Annotated in this window: 18 protein-coding genes; 16 read left to right on the forward strand and 2 right to left on the reverse strand. The window is 31.7% G+C overall.

The window, feature by feature from the left end; all coding sequences use genetic code 11:
- Positions 1-7: 7 nt before the first annotated feature.
- From E2558_RS00305 to E2558_RS00330, 6 genes are all read left to right on the forward strand, one after another.
- Entirely contained in the window at positions 8-1012 is a 1005-nt protein-coding gene (locus tag E2558_RS00305) for a FecCD family ABC transporter permease (protein WP_126565017.1), read from the forward strand.
- Positions 1009-2025, forward strand: a complete 1017-nt coding sequence (locus E2558_RS00310) for a FecCD family ABC transporter permease (protein WP_126565018.1) — start codon at positions 1009-1011, stop codon at positions 2023-2025. The genes E2558_RS00305 and E2558_RS00310 overlap by 4 nt, the downstream gene beginning before the upstream one ends.
- A gap of 209 nt (positions 2026-2234) precedes the next feature.
- Positions 2235-2615 (forward strand): dihydroxyacetone kinase phosphoryl donor subunit DhaM, encoded by a 381-nt coding sequence (gene dhaM, locus E2558_RS00315; RefSeq protein WP_126565019.1) that lies wholly within the window; start codon positions 2235-2237, stop codon positions 2613-2615.
- Positions 2616-2747: 132 nt separating this feature from the next.
- A complete protein-coding gene (locus E2558_RS00320; protein ID WP_126565020.1) occupies positions 2748-3248 on the forward strand; it encodes a hypothetical protein in 501 nt (166 codons plus the stop codon).
- Positions 3249-3530: 282 nt separating this feature from the next.
- The gene (locus E2558_RS00325) at positions 3531-4598 is read left to right on the forward strand and encodes a YkvI family membrane protein (RefSeq protein WP_126565021.1); all 1068 of its coding nucleotides are present in this window, start codon (positions 3531-3533) and stop codon (positions 4596-4598) included.
- Positions 4599-4729: 131 nt separating this feature from the next.
- Positions 4730-5776, forward strand: coding sequence for an alpha/beta hydrolase (locus E2558_RS00330; protein ID WP_126565022.1), 1047 nt, complete (start codon positions 4730-4732; stop codon positions 5774-5776).
- 132 nt (positions 5777-5908) lie between these two features.
- On the opposite strand, the gene E2558_RS00335 is transcribed toward E2558_RS00330, so the two are convergent.
- Entirely contained in the window at positions 5909-6415 is a 507-nt protein-coding gene (locus E2558_RS00335) for a GNAT family N-acetyltransferase (RefSeq protein ID WP_126565023.1), read from the reverse strand.
- A gap of 162 nt (positions 6416-6577) precedes the next feature.
- Here E2558_RS00335 and E2558_RS00340 point away from each other — a divergent pair, with 162 nt between their 5' ends.
- The 7 genes from E2558_RS00340 to E2558_RS00370 all read left to right on the forward strand — a co-directional run bounded on the left by E2558_RS00340 (position 6578) and on the right by E2558_RS00370 (position 13883).
- On the forward strand, positions 6578-7501 hold the full coding sequence (locus tag E2558_RS00340) for an NAD(P)H-binding protein (RefSeq protein WP_126565024.1): 924 nt from the start codon (positions 6578-6580) through the stop codon (positions 7499-7501).
- 15 nt (positions 7502-7516) lie between these two features.
- Positions 7517-8191, forward strand: a complete 675-nt coding sequence (gene graR, locus E2558_RS00345; RefSeq protein ID WP_126565025.1) for a response regulator transcription factor GraR/ApsR — start codon at positions 7517-7519, stop codon at positions 8189-8191.
- Positions 8184-9224 carry a sensor histidine kinase gene (locus tag E2558_RS00350; RefSeq protein WP_126565026.1) on the forward strand — a complete coding sequence of 347 codons (1041 nt, stop codon included), beginning with the start codon at positions 8184-8186 and terminating at the stop codon, positions 9222-9224. Before graR ends, E2558_RS00350 begins: the two co-directional genes overlap by 8 nt.
- Positions 9225-9348: 124 nt before the next feature.
- Positions 9349-10110: an ABC transporter ATP-binding protein gene (locus E2558_RS00355; RefSeq protein ID WP_126565027.1), complete on the forward strand. Its 762-nt coding sequence runs from the start codon at positions 9349-9351 to the stop codon at positions 10108-10110.
- Positions 10100-11974, forward strand: coding sequence for an FtsX-like permease family protein (locus E2558_RS00360; protein WP_126565028.1), 1875 nt, complete (start codon positions 10100-10102; stop codon positions 11972-11974). Before E2558_RS00355 ends, E2558_RS00360 begins: the two co-directional genes overlap by 11 nt.
- Positions 11975-12246: 272 nt before the next feature.
- Positions 12247-12864 carry a DUF47 domain-containing protein gene (locus E2558_RS00365; protein ID WP_103298500.1) on the forward strand — a complete coding sequence of 206 codons (618 nt, stop codon included), beginning with the start codon at positions 12247-12249 and terminating at the stop codon, positions 12862-12864.
- 14 nt (positions 12865-12878) lie between these two features.
- Entirely contained in the window at positions 12879-13883 is a 1005-nt protein-coding gene (locus E2558_RS00370; RefSeq protein WP_126565029.1) for an inorganic phosphate transporter, read from the forward strand.
- A gap of 341 nt (positions 13884-14224) precedes the next feature.
- On the opposite strand, the gene E2558_RS00375 is transcribed toward E2558_RS00370, so the two are convergent.
- Positions 14225-15046, reverse strand: a complete 822-nt coding sequence (locus tag E2558_RS00375) for a LysM peptidoglycan-binding domain-containing protein (protein ID WP_126565030.1) — start codon at positions 15044-15046, stop codon at positions 14225-14227.
- Positions 15047-15480: 434 nt separating this feature from the next.
- On the opposite strand from E2558_RS00375, the gene E2558_RS00380 reads away from it, so the two are divergent.
- The 3 genes from E2558_RS00380 to E2558_RS00390 all read left to right on the forward strand — a co-directional run bounded on the left by E2558_RS00380 (position 15481) and on the right by E2558_RS00390 (position 19135).
- The gene (locus E2558_RS00380; protein WP_126565031.1) at positions 15481-16158 is read left to right on the forward strand and encodes a Bax inhibitor-1/YccA family protein; all 678 of its coding nucleotides are present in this window, start codon (positions 15481-15483) and stop codon (positions 16156-16158) included.
- Between the two features lie 320 nt (positions 16159-16478).
- Positions 16479-18635 carry a helix-turn-helix transcriptional regulator gene (locus tag E2558_RS00385; protein ID WP_126565032.1) on the forward strand — a complete coding sequence of 719 codons (2157 nt, stop codon included), beginning with the start codon at positions 16479-16481 and terminating at the stop codon, positions 18633-18635.
- 140 nt (positions 18636-18775) lie between these two features.
- Complete coding sequence (locus E2558_RS00390) at positions 18776-19135, forward strand: transcriptional regulator, SarA/Rot family (protein ID WP_126565033.1); 360 nt, start codon at positions 18776-18778, stop codon at positions 19133-19135.
- Positions 19136-19221: the final 86 nt, after the last annotated feature.

Genomic DNA, 19221 nt, shown 5'->3' on the forward strand with positions numbered 1-19221 from the left:
AATAACTATGACAATGAAAGAGAATAAAGGGACGTTTGGATTTATAGGCTATATGATTCTAGTGTTTATCCTATTAATGATTGCGTTGTTAATTTCAATTTTAATAGGGGAAGCTAAAGTTAATTTCTCAACTATTATAGATGCGATTTTTCATTATAATTCAAAGAATCAACAGCATAATATTATTAGTGAAATACGAATTCCTCGTGATTTAGGCGCTATGCTTGTAGGCATGGCACTATCAGTAGCAGGGGCAGTTATTCAAGGTGTAACAAAAAATGGCTTAGCGGATCCAAGTTTAATTGGATTAAACGCAGGTGCCTCATTTGCATTAGCACTCACATTTGCATTTTTCCCTCAAGCACCATTTCTTATGATTATGTTTGCTTGTTTCATTGGAGCAATGTTAGGTGGTTTCATTGTATTAATGATTGGTCGTTCAAGACGTGATGGTTTTAATCCTATGAGAATTATCTTAGCAGGTGCAGCGGTCAGTGCTTTACTTACTGCGCTCAGCCAAGGTATAGCCTTAGTATTTAAATTAAATCAATCACTGACATATTGGACAGCAGGTGGTGTTTCTGGTACGACTTGGCCACAGTTATTATGGAGCGGCCCAATCATTATTATCGCAATTATTATTATTGTTGCGATGAGTAAACAATTAACCATCTTAAATTTAGGTGAATCACTAGCTAAAGGGTTAGGACAAAATATTACTCTAGTACGAGGTGTTAGTTTATTACTTATAATGGTTTTAGCCGGTGTTGCTGTAGCTATGGTCGGTCAAATTGCCTTTGTAGGTTTGATGGTTCCTCATATTGTTAGATTTTTAGTCGGTACTGATTATGCAAAAGTCATCCCTTTAACAGCCCTATCAGGCGCTTTATTAATGCTAGTTGCCGACACTATAGCGCGAATGTTGGGCGATGCTCCAGTAGGTGCTATCATTTCATTCATTGGTGTGCCTTACTTCTTATACTTAGTTAAAAGAGGAGGACGCACAATATGATACATCCTAAACTAAGACGTAAACAAATCATTACGCTAATTACCTTTGCTATCCTATTGTTTGTCGCGTGCACATGGAGCATTTCTTCAGGAGAATATAAAATACCAGTTGGACGCTTCTTTAAGACATTAATGGGTCAAGGTGAATACTATGATCAGCTTATCTTAATGCAATTTAGATTCCCGCGAATGTTAATTACAATTTTGGCAGGCGCAGCGTTAAGCTTAAGTGGTGCCATCATTCAAAGTGTAACCAAGAATCCAATTGCTGAACCAGGAATTTTAGGGATTAACTCAGGCGGTGGATTTGCAATTGCATTATTCCTAACAATTGGACAAATTCATCCAGATAATTTTATATACATGTTACCTATGATTAGTGTCATCGGTGGTATTGCTACAGCAATTATCATTTTCTTGTTCAGTATTAACAAGAAAGACGGTATCACTCCTGCTAGTATGGTATTAATAGGTGTAGGAATGAATACAGCTTTATATGGCGGTTCCATTACGTTAATGTCGAAATTTGATGAGGATCAATCAGAATTTATTGCTACATGGTTTGCAGGAAATATTTGGGGCGATGATTGGACATTTGTGATTGCTACGCTTCCATGGTTAGTTATTCTTATTCCATATTTAATTTATAAATCTAATACACTTAACTTGATCAATACGCATGAACATATTGCGAAAGGTTTAGGTGTCCGATTAGAAAGAGAACGCGTTATTTTATTCTTCGTCGCCGTCATTCTATCATCAGTCGCTGTTGCCGTTGCAGGTTCAATTGCATTTATTGGATTAATGGGCCCACATATTGCTAAATCCATTGTCGGTCCACGCCATCAATTATTCTTACCAATCGCTATCTTAGTAGGCGCATTCTTACTTGTCTTCGCAGATACGCTCGGTAAAGTGATTCTTGAACCAACCGGTGTTCCAGCAGGCATCGTCGTAGCAATTATCGGTGCACCGTACTTTATTTATCTAATGTATAAATCTAAACACATTTAACTTATAGCAAGGAATATTTTCTTTTTTATAAAGATATTCCTTGCTTTTTTTATTTTTGAAAATGCAGGACCAACCACGCCAAGCATTGAATGGATACTTAGAATATTGATTAAATTTATTGCATATTTGAAAAATGATAGCGTATACAAAATAGGTGCATTATAATGTAGGCAAAAGCTATAGCAAAAGATAACTAGAGGTGGATAATAATGGCAATAATCGTCATTGTGAGTCATAGTGAAGACATCGCAAATGGGACTAAAGCCTTACTGAATAATATGGCAAAAGGTGTTAAAATAATTACATATGGTGGCGTAGACCATGGCCTAAGTACGTCGTTAGATGAAGTTCAAAAGATATTGAATGATTTAGACGATGATGCTTTATGTTTTTATGATTTAGGTTCTGCAGAAATGAATATTGATTTAGCGATTGAAACGTACAATGGTCCTTATAATATTAAAAAAATTAATGCGCCAATTGTAGAAGGTAGCTTTACAGCAGCTGTTAAATTATCAGTAGGTGGAAGTGTGAATGACGCAATTGAAGAAATTGAGAAAGCTTCATTTAAGTCAGCTTCTTTTAAATAGAACAGCGGTTGGATATTAATACTTATTAGAGTAAACAAATTGAATGTTGATTAATTTATTTATAAAATAGAAAATGAAATTAATTGTGGTAAAATAATAGTATTGTAAAAACTAATATGGGAGGGCAATACCATGCAAGAGCGCATCAAGAATTATGTACTGAATGGTGAATTTGAACAAGTTAGACAACTTATGACTCAAGCTGACTTCTTAGATTTCGAAGAGGCTTATATTTCTTGCGCCCATGAACATGAAAGTATGATGTTTTATACATGTATCTTAGATATGATTAAATTTGAAGAAAGCGCTGAATTGCATGACTTGGCATTCCTATTATTAGTTTACCCATTAAGTGAAGTAGAAGGCGCGCTTGATTCAGCGTATTATCACGCACAATCTTCTATTCAGTTAACAAATGGTCAAGAAATTAAAAGTTTACTACAAATGTTATTACTACATGCTATTCCTGAACCTGTTATTTCAGATTCTGAAGCATTTAAAGTAGCTAAACAAATTTTAAAATTAGATCCAAGTAACCATGTTGCTAGAAACGCATTAAAAGAAACAGCAAAACACATGGATAACGTCGTGGTGGACATTAATGAATTACAACAATATGGTCGTTCTAATTAAATAAATTTAACGAAACCGGTATGAAGGGTAAGTATATTCTTTATACTGGTTTTTATTTATATATTTTTAAAAAGTGTATTTTTCCTCTATTACTAGTTACTCATTTATGAAAAAAACGTCGAACATTTACATTTTTAAGAAATAATTTAATTTCTTCTAATCGTTATCAGAATAGGTATGATAGCCCAAATCGTTGTCATTTAACGAATATACACTGTTGCATATTCTTATCAATACGTTATAATTCACAACGTGTCAAATATAAGGAGGTTATTATAACGCATGGGGTTAAATAAAGAAGCTATAAAAATTGGTTTCGCTTATGTGGGTATTGTGGTCGGTGCTGGATTCTCAACTGGCCAAGAAGTTATGCAATTCTTTACACCATATGGTCTATGGTCATATATTGGTGTATTACTTTCAGGTTTAATTCTTGGTTTCATCGGTCGTCAAGTTGCGAAGATTGGTACCGCTTTTGAGGCCACAAACCATGAATCAACATTACAGTATTTATTTGGGGAAAAATTTAGTAAGATTTTCGACTATATTCTTGTTTTCTTCTTATTCGGTATCGCTGTTACGATGATAGCCGGTGCAGGGTCAACCTTCCAAGAAAGTTTCGGAATTCCGACTTGGTTAGGCGCTCTGATTATGACAGTTATCATCTATTTAACATTATTACTCGACTTCAATAAGATTGTTAGCGCACTGGGAGTAGTTACACCATTCTTAATTATTATGGTAATTCTTATTGCCGTTTATTATTTATTTGCAGGTAGCGTTTCAATCAGTGAAGTGAATCAAACAGTAGACAAAACAAGTGTCTTCTGGGGTATTGTAAGAGGATTAATGTATGGCGGTTTAGCCTTTGCAGTAGGCTTTAGTACCATCGTTGCTATCGGTGGTGACGCAACAAAACGTAAAATATCAGGTGCTGGTGCAATGTTTGGTGGCGTCATTTATACTATCCTATTAGCATTAATCAATTTCGCCTTACAAGCAGAATATCCTCATATTAAAAATGTTGAAATTCCAACATTAACATTAGCTAATGATATTAATCCTTGGATTGGACTTGTACTTACTATTATTATGTTAGTGGTAATGTACAATACTATCTTAGGTCTATGCTATTCATTTGCTGCTCGTTTTACAGAGCCTTATAGCAAAAAATATCATATCTTCATTATCGTAATGATGATTGCTGCGTTTATCCTAAGTTTCGTTGGATTCGCAGATTTAATCAATTTCTTATATAACATTATGGGTGTTGTTGGTCTATTCATCGTTGTAGCTGTATTAATTAAATACTACCTACGTAAGAAAGACGATAAAGACCATATTGCATAAACCCAGACTTTACAATTTAGATTGAATGTTTTACCCTTAAAAGCAATTCGTGAACTTGATACGGATTGCTTTTTCTTTTTTTGAAAAGGCAGAACCAAATCACCAATCATCAGTTGAAAGGACTGCAAGGGATGACGAACCAACGTAAATGGCTAACCATCACAAGTATAGTTGTGTTAATTGTGGGAGGATTGGTAGCGTGGAATTTATATTCACATTATCAACACACAAAAAAACAACAAATTGCCCGTGAAAAGGTAAAAGTCGATAATCCGAACGTTAAACTTTTTCAAAATATAACTTACAATTCACATATACCAGGCAGTCAATTAGATATCATGACGCCTACTGACGTGGATAAAGATAATAAATTGCCTGTTATTTTTTGGATGCATGGTGGTGGTTATGTAGCAGGAGATAAGCAGTATAAGAATCCATTACTTTCGCAAATCGTAGAACAGGGCTATGTAGTCGTTAATGTCAACTATGCTTTAGCGCCAAACTTTAAGTATCCTACACCTTTGATCCAAATGGACGAAGCAGTACAATTTATCAAGAATAATAAAGAACATTTTCCAATAGATTGGAATCAAGTTGTGATAGGTGGAGATTCGGCTGGTGCACAATTAACAAGTCAATTCGTCGCAATGCAAACTAATCCCCAATTAAGACAAGAAATGAATTTTAAACAACAATTTACGCTAAAACAATTGAAAGGTGCTATCTTTTTTGGTGGGTTCTATGACATGAAGACAGTTAGAGCGACGGAATTCCCTAGAATTCAAATGTTTATGCGCAGTTATACTGGTAAAAGCCATTGGGAAACAGAGTTTAAGAATATTTCTCAAATGTCTACCATTAATCAAGTCACTAAAGATTATCCAGCTACTTATTTATCAGTAGGTGATGCCGATCCATTCTATAGTCAAAACATTGAGTTTTACCATAAGTTGAAAGAAGAAAATGTACCTGTCAGTACATTATTTTATGATGGTTCACATCATTTACATCATCAGTATCAATTTCATTTGGATAAACCAGAATCTAAAGAAAATATGAAGCGGGTTCTTGAATTTTTAAGTCGTAATACGTCATCTTCAGGTGTTGAACAACAGCAACAAGCACCACTAGATGGTTCGACGAATTCAGATAGCCATTTTTCATTATCACCTTATTAAAATTAACAAAAAACGTCCTGAGAATTGAAAGCAATTCCTATCAGGACGTTTTTATTATATTAGATGAAGTAAATGTATGATTAAAATGAATCATTATGACTATGATTAGCGTATAATATATACTGTAATTATTCAGATGAGTAACTTGGCCATGACATATTTATTATAGTATTTGCCATCGATGTATAATTTGTCTTTAAGTTCGCCTTCAATGTTGAAACCAGCACCTTTGAAAAGTTCAACAGCACGGTCATTTTCAGGAACAATTGAAGCTTCGAGACGTTTAATGTCGTGATTAATTGCCCAAGCCTCTACAGCATTGATGAGTGCTAATCCTACACCATGTTTTTGATATAATTGACTGACACCAACTGTAAGCACGGCTTCATGTTTTGTACGCTCTAACTCTTCAGTGGTAACTAGTGCAGATCCTACTAATTGGTCATCTTGTTCGGCAACATAAATCGTATTACGTGGAGAGGTAATGATGCGTTCTAGATAGTCACTAATACTCGAAACACTTGGTGTGAACTCGCCAGGATTATAAAGTGTATAGTCAGATTCATCATAGATTTTACTAAGAAGTTTTATAAAAGCTTCAACGTCTTTGATACTGATTTCGCGAATGATATGAGCCATTTGGCTTCCTCCCAATGTAATGCATTTAAAAGGGATAGACTTTTAAATCTTTATAATTAAATAGATTTAGGTCTTCCTCTTATCTCAAAAGTTATTATACCAATAATTTTTGTATATACATATAATAAAAAAATTTCGAAAATTAAAGGAGTAATTCTGATTATGAAACCGAATGTATTATTAGCTGGCGGTAGCGGTTATATTGGTAAATATATTAGTAATGCAATAGAAAATGATGTTAACTTATATGCATTGTCTAAATATCCAAATACTAAAAAAGAACATAATAATCGCATTCAGTGGTTGCAAAGGGATATTTATAATTATGAAGATGTTGTAGCAGCTATGGAAGGAATGGACATTGCCGTTTATTATTTAGATCCGAATAAAAACTCTGCTAAATTAACTCAAGCAACGGCACGTGATTTAAATTTAATTGCTGCAGATAATTTTGCTCGAGCTGCAGCTAAACAAGGGGTTCATAAAATAGTGTACGTGAGCGGTAGTCGTTTCGACAGTGAAACGGTACAACGTTTGGAACGTTACGGGGTGCCTGTAGAAACAACCAATACGCAAATTAAACGGCCTCATATTAATGTAGAACTACAAGTATCTAAATATGATGATGTACGTACAGCGTTAAGAATTATCTTGCCTAGAAAGTGGACATTAACGCACATCGTTGATTATTTCTTTACATGGCTTAATGAGACACGAGGAACATTTGTACATACGCATAAAAAAGATGATAATTATGTTATTTATTCACGTAACAAGGATAAGCCGTTATTAATTTTAAAGAAGATGGAAAATGATGTTGGACTAGTTACATTACATCTTGTAGGCGGTTCATTGGTTAAACCTAATTTTAAAAAACAAGGGAAGTTAGAATTTCGCCAAATTAAGGGTACACGTCTCGTTATAGTCCATTTATACGACTACATTCCTAGATTATTCTGGCCAGTGTATTATTTTGTTCAAGCGCCAATACAAGGCTTAATTATGAGAGGATTTGAAATTGATTGTCGTATTAAACATTTCAATGGACGCGTCCAATCTGGAGAAAAAATGAAATATACAAAATGATAAGGTGATAAAATCATGCAAGTATTATTAGTAGAAGATGATCAAACATTATTCCAAGAACTGAAGAAAGAATTAGAACATTGGGATTTTTTCGTAACAGGTATTAACGATTTTAGTGCGGTAATAGAGACTTTTGAAGAAGCCAAGCCAGAAATTGTTATTATGGACGTACAATTACCTAAATACGATGGATTTTACTGGTGCCGTAAAATTAGACAAGTTTCTAATGTACCTATTCTATTTTTATCTTCTCGTGATAATCCAATGGACCAAGTGATGAGTATGGAACTTGGCGCTGACGATTATATGCAAAAACCTTTCCATACCAATGTATTAATTGCGAAGTTACAAGCCATTTATCGACGTGTATATGAATTTGGTGCGGAAGAAAAGCGTACACTGAATTGGCAAGATACAATAGTCGATTTATCTAAAGATAGCATTCAAAAAGGTGATAAGGTCATTTATTTATCTAAAACAGAAATGATTATTTTAGAAATGCTTATTCAAAAACAAAATCAAATTGTTACGCGCGATACCTTAATTACGGCATTATGGGATGATGAAGCTTTTGTCAGCGATAATACTTTAACTGTAAATGTTAACCGTTTAAGAAAGAAACTAGCTGATATTGAAATGGATACGCAAATTGAAACTAAAGTAGGTAAAGGTTACATGGCACATGAGTAATATAAAGTGGTTTTGGTTGTTTCTAAAAACACGAAGTAATTGGATATTTTGGATAGTTTTTTTACATCTCATTTTACTAGGTATTGCTTATATTGATTACGATATTGCCATTCGTAGCGTGGCTTATATTGTTTCGTTAAATCTTGGTTTAACGTGTGTATTTCTTGTTTTTACTTTTCTAAAAGAAGTAAAAATATATCAACATTTGCATAACAATAAAGAAATTGAAGAAATTAAGCATAAAGAGTTAGCGGAAAATCCATTTCAACATGAAATGGTGGATTATTTGTACCGCAAATTAACAAATCAAAAAGAAAAAGTAGTAGAACAACAATTGCATATACAAAATACAGAACAGTCATTAACTGAGTTTGTGCATGATATCAAAACGCCTGTTACAGCGATGAAGCTATTAATTGATCAAGAAGAAGATGTGGAACATAAAAAAGCACTATTGTACGAATGGGCGCGTATTAATGAGTTATTAGATAAACAACTTTATTTAACTCGTTTAGAATCGAAAAATAAAGATATGTACTTTGAATTAGTTCCTTTGAAGCGGTTGGTCATTGATGAAATTCAATTAACACGCCACATTAGTCAAGCTAAAGGGATAGGTTTTGATTTGAATTTTGATATTACACCTGAAGTGTATACAGATGTGAAATGGTGTCGCATGATGATACGTCAAATCTTATCGAATTCATTGAAATATTCTCAAAATCAAGATATTGTCATTCGCACTTTTAATCGTGATGATTATGTAGCATTGGAAATTAAAGATTTCGGAAGAGGCATTAGTAACAAAGATTTACCACGTATATTTGAACGTGGATTTACTTCTACAGCAAATCGTAATGAAACCACGTCTTCTGGTATAGGTTTGTATTTAGTTGATAGTGTGAAACAACAGTTAGGAATAGATGTGAAAGTAACATCTACTGTCGGCGAGGGAACTACTTTTGTATTAACTTTTCCGAAGCAAAATGAAATCACAAAACGTATGGGTCAAGTGACAACACTGTCATACTAAATACGTGATTTGTTATTTCATCTTCATTTCTATTATCACGTTAGAGGATATAATAAAACTGACTAAATTAGTGCGAAATTCTTAGCAATATTGAATATAAAGGAGAATGAGGTGAACTATCCAGTTGACAATATTAGAGGCAAAACAAGTAACAAAGACTTATGGCACGAAACAAACCGCGCAAGAAGTATTAAAGGGAATTGATTTAGCCATTGATGAAGGTGAATTCGTGTCTATTATGGGGCCATCTGGTTCAGGAAAAACGACTCTATTAAATGTATTAAGTTCAATTGACTATTTGACGCACGGCTCAGTGATTTTAGGAGAGCAACAATTAGAAAAATTATCGAATAAGGCGTTATCTGAAATTAGAAAGAAAGAGATAGGATTTATCTTTCAAGAATACAATTTATTACATACCTTAACAGTTAAAGAAAACATTATGTTGCCTTTGTCAGTTCAGAAATTGAGTAAACAAGAAATGAATGAACGGTACGAACGTATTACAAAAAGGCTTAACATTTTTGATATTAGTAATAAATACCCTTCGGAAATATCTGGTGGTCAACGACAACGTACGTCAGCGGCGCGTGCGTTTATTACACATCCAAAGATTATCTTTGCTGATGAGCCAACTGGAGCATTAGATTCAAAGAATACGCGAGATTTATTACAACGATTTCAAATGATTAATGAATTATATAATGCAACGATTGTAATGGTGACGCACGATCCTTTAGCGGCCAGTTTCTCTAATCGTGTAGTTATGTTGAAAGATGGACAGGTGTTCACGCAATTGTATCAAGGTGAAGATGATAGTCAAACATTCCATAAAGAGATATTACGTGCTCAAAGTATTTTAGGTGGGATGGTTTATGAGTTTTAGTCATATTATTTGGAAGAATTTTAAGCAAAACGTGACGCATTATGCTATTTATCTCTTCTCACTCATTCTTAGTATCGTATTATTTTTCAGTTTTATTACTATTAAGTATGTCCATCATTTACATATACATCAATCATTATCAATGGTGCGAGAAGGCTCTCAGATTGGGGGTTATTTTCTATTTATTATTATTATCGTTTTTATTATCTATACCAACATGTTGTTTATAAAGCGACGAAGTTATGAATTTGGGCTTTTACAGACAATAGGTTTAGATAAAAAGCGTATTATTTATATGTTAATGCTAGAACAAATATTTATTTTATTACTTACTGCTATTTTAGGTATTGGGATTGGTATTTTAGGATCTAAAATTTTATTAATGATTGTATTAAAAATTTTAGGAATACATACCTCAGTCTCCATTGTCTTTAGTTTTCAAGCCATTGGACAGAACTTGCTAATTTTAGTGATGGCTTATTTTTTAATTATCATACAAGCCTGGATATATTTAAGTAAGCATTCCATTGCTCACGAAAATAAAGATGAAAACCAAGTGACGCTCACTATTGGTGAAATTATTTTAGGTGTATTGGGCATCGTTTTAATTCTTGTAGGCTATTATTTATCAACGCGTTTCTTTGATCTGATAGATAATATATTTATACCTTTTATTATTTTATTTCTTACAGTTATCGGGGCTTACTTCTTTTTCAGAAGCACTGTGTCTCTCATATTAAAGATGGTGAAGCGTTTTAAAGGTGGCAACGTAAGTGTAAATGATGTTATTTTTACCTCGTCACTTATGTTTCGTATTCGAAAGAATGCATTCTCACTAACAGTGATGGCAGTTATTTCTGCAATTACAGTTTCTGTATTATGCTTTGCAGCACTCAGCCGAAGTTCATTAAACAATGAAGTGCTTCTAGAGTCACCCCATGAAGTAACATTGAAAAATGCAAATACAGCAAATGAACTTGGAATTGAATTAGCGCATCATCACATCCATTATAATTATGACTTTAAAGAAGTAGTTTACTCTCAATTATATAAAGATCATTTGTTTGATGTGAGTCCAGGTAGGCCATATGGTGTAACGATTACAAGTGACAAATACTTTTCTAATATTTCTTTAGGAAAAGGGCAAGCCACGCTACTTATACCTAAAGGTGTAGCACACGGATTAATGCAATATAGAGAACATGGCACAGCAATCATAGGCACTAAGAAACACAACGTCAAAATTAAACTAAATAATGTAGTAAAGAAAATTTATTTTGAAGAAGATGTGGATTTAGGTGGACCTACATTAGTGCTTAATCATGAAGAATATAATTACCTTAAAGCACATTCAAAAAGTAAAAATATTGTATCGCAATATGGTTTTGATTTAAAACATAATAAAGATCTTCCTAAACTAGAACGAATAGTGAGTAATTTAAATAAAGATGTTCAAACAAGAAGTCAAGTTGTAAGTGAAATATCTAGTTTAACTGGTATTTTATTATTTGTTTCATCATTCTTAGGCGTCGCGTTCTTAATAGCCACAGGATGTATTATTTACATTAAGCAAATTGATGAAACTGAAGATGATTTAGAAAACTACTCAGTATTACGTAAATTAGGATTTACTCAAAAAGATATGGCCCAAGGCTTAAAATTAAAAGTAGCGTTTAACTTCGGTTTACCATTAATTATTGCATTGCTACATGCCTATTTTGCAGCCTTAGTATTCATGAAGTTAATTGGGTTTGGTAATCAAAGGCCTATTTTTGTAGTTATGGTCATTTATACAATAATCTATAGTATTTTTGCGATTATAGCTTACAACCATTCAAAGCGAACAATTAATCACTCAATTTAGAAAAATTGAGCTAATGTTTTCTGTTTGTAAAGAATTTGTAAATGTAATTGTGGATATGTAAATTTTGTGATATTTTCAAATAGGGACAAATTCAGTATTAGAGTCTTACATTTAAAAAAAGTAAAACATTATATTTACATAAAATTTACAAATTGTCAGAAATAGGCATTTGAAAGTTCTTATCGTAAATGTATTCTGTATATTTAATTGTCTTACAACGAATAAAAATTAACAATGTGGTTGGTAACAATCGCTAAATTGGAGGCTTTATAATGTTTACTAAGAAAAAGGATAAGTTCATGGTTCAATTAGAAGAAATGGTATTTAACTTGGATCGTGCAGCAGTTGAATTCGGGAAAATGGATTTCAATACGCATTTAGATTTAAAAGCTTATTCTGACAACATCAAAACATACGAGTCACATGGTGACGAACTTATGCATCAAGTTATTACAGATTTAAATCAAACATTCATTACACCAATCGAACGTGAAGATATTTTATCTTTATGTAACGCTATCGATGATGTACTTGATGCTATGGAAGTAACAGCTGGTATGTTTGAAATGTATTCAATTGAATACACGGATGAATATATGGCTGAATTCGTAGAAAACATCCAAAAAGCAGTAGCAGAAATGAAATTAGCTGTAGGATTATTAGTTGATAAAAAATTATCTCACATGCGTATTCATTCTATTAACATTAAAGAATTTGAAACAAACTGTGACGGTATCTTAAGACAATCAATTAAACATATTTTCAATAGTGAAACAGATCCAATCACATTAATTAAAATAAAAGATATTTATGAAAGCATGGAAAAAATAGCAGATAAATGTCAAGTTGTAGCAAATAACTTTGAAACGATTATTATGAAAAATAGCTAAGGGAGTTTTAATTTATGGATTATGTACTAATTGTCACTATAGCTATCGTTGTATTTTCTTTAATCTTTGACTTTATCAATGGTTTCCATGATACAGCCAATGCGATTGCTACAGCAGTATCTACACGTGCATTAACGCCAAGAACTGCGATTTTATTAGCAGCGATTATGAACTTCGTCGGTGCGTTAACATTTACTGGCGTAGCTGGTACTATTACTAAAGATATTGTAGATCCGTTCAAATTGCATCACGGTTTAGTGGTAGTATTAGCAGCAATTGTAGCAGCGATTATTTGGAACTTAGTGACTTGGCTTTATGGTATTCCTAGTTCTTCTTCACATGCATTAATCGGTTCAATAGCAGGGGCCGCTATTGCTGCTCAAGGATTTGGAGTACTTCATTATCAAGGTTTTACTAAAATTATTATCGTATTAATTGTTTCACCAATTATCGCGTTCTGTGTTGGTTTCATTATGTATACATTAGTTAAAATCATCTTCAAGAATGCGAACTTAACGAGAGCAAATCGTAATTTCCGTTTCTTCCAAGTATTTACTGCAGCATTACAATCATTCTCTCATGGTACAAATGATGCACAAAAATCAATGGGTATTATTACGTTAGCCTTAATCGTCGCAGGTGTTCAAGATGGTGCAAATGTTGAACCTGCACTTTGGGTTAAAATAGCCTGTGCGACTGCGATGGGTCTAGGTACTGCCATTGGTGGTTGGAAGATTATTAAAACAGTTGGTGGAAACATCATGAAAATCCGTCCAGCTAATGGTGCAGCTGCTGACTTATCATCAGCATTAACAATTTTTGTTGCTTCATCATTACACTTCCCATTATCAACAACACACGTTGTATCTTCATCAATCCTTGGTGTAGGGGCTTCTAACCGAGCAAAAGGTGTTAAATGGAGCACAGCACAACGTATGATTATCACTTGGATTATTACATTACCAATCTCTGCTCTTTTAGCAGCAGTTATCTTCTGGATAATGAGTATATTCTTATAGAAATCGATTCGAAGTAGCTACAGTAAAAAATTCCTAGTAGACTAACAACATCTGTTTAGATGATTTAGTGTACTAGGATTTTTGTTTATCTATAAATACCTGTTTACTGAGAGGGAAAATTTGAGTATGTACGAACTGATCTTGAGATTTTAATCTAAGCAAGTATGGTAACATTAATCATCTAAGCATTTCTTTAAAGCCTCCAGACTGAGTTGGACCTCTTAATTTATTGAAGTGAGAAAAAGTTATTTATATAAAGTTATCCCTTCCATAACGTTTAATTATGGAGGGGATTTCTATGGTTTTAGACTTTAATCATTATTTTAAAATAAATTAATAAATTAATGAATGTAATTATAACTTGAAACTACTGATGCAGGAATAATACGTGTGTTTGTGTTGTAAGGTCCATTTAAATAGTTCATTTCAGAGACTACAATACTTCCATCTGCATTCACGCGTTCTACGTATGCTACATGTCCATAAAAACCAGCAGTAGTTTGCATAATTGAACCCACTGTAGCTACATGGTTAACTAAATAACCATCTTGTGCAGCATTTCCTGCCCAATATTTTGCATCAGACCAATATGTACTAATTGGTAAGCCAGCTTGTGCACGACGATTGAAGACATACCAAGTACATTGTCCAGCTGTATATAAATTTTGATGACTGTATGTAGGAGAAGTATAACTATTACTTTTGTTAGTTGTATTAGCCTTAGGAGCAGTAGCTGTAGAAGTAGTGCTATTGCCACTAGGAATTTTTAATTGTTGATTTGGCGTAATTAAATATCCAGATAAATTATTGGCTTTCATGATGGCATCTACTGAAACACCATATTTATTAGCAATAAGATAAAGAGAATCGCCTGATTTCACTGTATAGACTGATGATGAAGTAGAAGCGGTATTTGTACTTGAAGTAGAAGCACTAGAATTACTTGAACCGCCAACTGTAAGTACTTGCCCAGGGAAAATAAAATTATTGGAAAGGTTATTATTCTGTTTAATACTATCTACTGATGTATTGTATTTCTGGGCGATACTCCATAAAGATTCGCCAGCTTGGACAGTGTGTTGTGTCGACGCTTCAGCGTTATGATGAGAAAATAATGCGACGGCCCCAGATGTAACTGAAACTGCGAATGCTAACTTTTTCAAACTTGATATCCTCCTCGAGTCCTAATAATTATTATAAATTAGTTTTTTTACTTAAATACTTATCATTTCATTCATATATCACGTAAATATGTTATCAAAATTTTTAACTAGTTTGGGCATTGTTATTATCTTGTAATATTATTAACATTTGACTTGTTTTTTGTAAAAGAGTTTCTCCCGTTGATACACGTGAGTTTGAAGGCTTTGTAATAATATATATTTTTTATAAAAGAAGAAAATTGTAACATTTCATATTCATGTAACTTCTAAAATTTACAATTAAAATAGGTGAAAATGATTATAGTAATGCTAAAACATTGCTAAATTAAAAAAAGAAAAGGTAAGAAAGAGATTGGAACTTTTAAAATTCAAGGATCATAAGTTACAATCAAAATGACAGAGAAAATAAAATTTATTAAAGAGAGGTTAGAAACATGGCAGATTCTTCAAATGCTTCTCAGCAGACTACTTCTAGAAATAAGCAAAAACATAAATCACACGATAGTCAAAGTGCTCATGCTTATTCTAAAGTTTGGCTCTTCTTCACATATTATTGGATAATCTTTGGAATAGGTTGCTATTTTGGCCAATATTTACCAATGGAATGGAGAAGACCGTTATCAATTGCTTTATTTGTGCTTATTTTAGCTACATTATTTATTCAACGTGCACGTAAATATGGATTAATTATTTCGCATATCTATGCTATTATCATAGGTTTATTATCATATGCCACTTTCACGACATATATTCAGAATTTAGGTGCAGAAGTATTTTATAAAAACATTTTATTAGCGATAGGTGCCTTTATTGTATTTGGTATTTTAGGCTATTTTATTATTAGCGACGCTTCAAGTTTAGGAAAGTATTTATTTGTAGCATTCATTGCACTTATTATTGGTGGTTTAATTGGAATGTTTGTACATAATCCAATTTATCATACTGCCATTACAATTATTGGTCTTATTCTATTTTTACTATATACCTTATATGATTTTAATAGAATGAAGAGAGGTAATTTTACGCCTAGAGAAATGGGGTTCAACCTCTTTATCAATTTATTAAATATTATTAAAGATGTGTTAAGATTAGCAAATCGCTTTAAAAACTAAAATTTAGAATATATAATATCTTATTATATATCAGAGATGTTGACGGATTGTTTTCAATCTTTTCAATTTTGTAGAGTAATTATTTATTATGACAAGTTACTTTATATTTGTAAGAATTGATGGCAATTAACGTGACATCTTTTTTTAGCTTTTTTGAATATTAATTTAATAAAAAAATAAACTTAATTTATATATAGGTGCATTTTTGATTTAGTTTTAATATTGTGGTAGATTTACATTTAAACACTAAATCAATATGTTTAGGAAAAAATAAATCGGTCAAAAGAGTAAAGCTAGCATGAAAAGAAAGAGGTGAATGTATGTCCAGTGCCTATTTTCATTTATTAACCAAACATGAATATAGTATGAAACGCTGTCAAGATGGAATAATACTTCTTTTTCCAATAGAAGGTCAGTTGAAAGTAAAACACTTCACAAAACTGGTTACTGTAGATGATGAGATTTATATTATTAATAATTCAGATATCTTTTCTATCAGAGAAAATACTAAGACTATTATGCTATATATATCTAGTGATTGGTTTAGAGAACAAGGTTATAAATTTTTCGATTACAAGTATTCAATGAATTTAGTCAATTCGGTGAATGCGATAAAACGATCTTTATTGCAAATAGCAGATAATTATTTAAAAAATACTGCCACAACAGAAGATGAACAACCTATTGAAGATATCGTTAATATTATCGGCAAACAAGGTAGTATTGAAAAAAATATAGCGAATAATCAGTATAATTTCTCATACTATGGTGAGCTAAGTGAAGTATTGAAATATATTAATGACAATATAACTGAAAAGTTAACTTTAAAAGATATATCCTCTAAATTATTCACATCTAAATCCAATCTGTCAGCGCAATTTAATCAATTATTAAATATAGGCTTTAAAACATATATAGATACTCTTAAAATAGCTAACTCTTTTGAATTATTATTAACCACTAATGATACTATTAGTTTAATTAGCGAAAAAGTTGGATTTAGTAATGCTTCGAGTTACTCCAAAACGTTTAAAAGTTATGTAGGGATTACTCCAAATGATTATCGTTCCTGTAATAAGTATGAAAAAACGATATTTATGGATTATGAAAGTCATATAGATGATGACTTACATAAAATTGAAAATCTCATTAACTTAAAACAACAATATTATCAACAAAAAATTGAACATAAAATTTATGTTGATTCTAAAATAGATGGTACAGTACATCCCTATTACTTAGTTGTACAAGTTAATACGGTTGAAGAAATTCGATTATTATTTTTAGAAGAATTTGCTCGTGTACTTTATCACGAAAATTCTACACTGAAATTTTATTTAAAAGTCGATATGAAAGATCTTAAAGAACAACTTACTGAGGATGAATGGCAGCAACTCTTTAAATATATTATTGAGAATAAGTTAAATGTTAGTTTTAGATTAGAAGACTTAGAATTAATAAATTTTTTAGAATTAAATTATGAAAATGTATTAGACTACTTCACTAAAAATAACATCCAAGTTCAAGAAGAACATGTATTAGGCTTAGTGTTTGATTTAGAGAAAATTAACTTAAAATCGATATATAGAGTTATTTTAAAAATTCAACATAAGACAACCCGATTTTCATTCGGTTTGGAAATAAGCAAATTGCTCAATGATCCTGTTCTATTTAAAACATTAGAATCTCAAATAAAAAGAGTGAATTTTGAATTTTTATACATCGATAATGCTAAATTGAAAATGCCATACCTTGTAGAAGAAAATAACCGTTTGTTAGTGAAAAATATTTTACGCTATCAAAATATAAGGGACATTTTAAAACAAATAGATTTAGAAGAGCAAAAGTTTATATTTTTAAACTTTGAAAATCATCATTTCTTAAATAGTGACCACAACGTTTTAACTAATAGTGCGCCTTTATTAATGGAAACATTTACTAAAACAGCATGTTATTTTAATGGAATCGGTTTTAATTTTAAGCACTATTCTAATCTGTTTAATGCGTTACACTTATTTGATGAAAATGGCTTTAAGACTATACTAGGAACAATTATTAATCAACTTATTATAATGAGCAATTATCCTAAATATATTAAAGATAATTATATCGTTATTAACAATGGGACTCACTACACAATTTTTGTATATGATTGGCGTGTATCTGAAAGTGAGTCATTAAATGCTGACTATGATCAAACGGATATTTATTTAGACTTTAAAAATGAGGAATACAAACGGAATTACTTAGTTAAAATTCAAAAAGTCGACGATTTCCATGGTAATATTGAGCATGTAATTGCAAAAGACATTAGAGACAAATATGACTGGTCATACAATTTCTTAAGAAAAATGGATCATTCAATTCATCCAGCATATAAAATTATTGAACATCAATTTAAAAATGAACCGTTAAAAATACAACTAAACTACAATGGTCTCATTATTATTAAATTATATAAAGATAAAATGATATAAATAAATAGTTTTACACAACAATATTTAAGTTTGTTAGTAAATTCGACAAATATTTCTAAACAAATGCAAACGACAGGGTTCCAAATATGAAGGATAATAGATATTAAGTTGTCTGCTTATATTTGGAGGTGCAAGTAGCATTGAATGATGACAAATTGAATAAATTACTCGAATTCTACAAACAATATAAAGCATTGTCAGAATATATCGATAAACAATATAAGTTGACATTAAATGATTTAGCTTTATTAAAACTGGCTCACGAACATGCTGCGAAAGAACAAATTTTAATGCAGTCTTTTTTAAAGATAGCAATCGAAGAGCTGGATTTAAGTAGAACTAAATTATTAGTTTCAATACGCAGACTTATAGAAAAAGAAAGATTAAGTAAAGTTCGTTCAACTGAAGATGAGCGAAAAATTTTTATCTATATGGATAAAAAGAATATTGAAAAATTTGATGCTTTATTTAATGATGTGGAAAAATTTTTAAACATTTAAAAAAATTGGGAGAGTACTGACAAAGATTATGCTTTGTCAGTCTTTTTTTGTGCTTTAATAAAAAAGAAAGTAATAAATAGGTAGCC

The sequence above is a fragment of the Staphylococcus pragensis genome (assembly GCF_004785665.1).
Classification (GTDB): Bacteria; Bacillota; Bacilli; order Staphylococcales; family Staphylococcaceae; genus Staphylococcus; species Staphylococcus pragensis.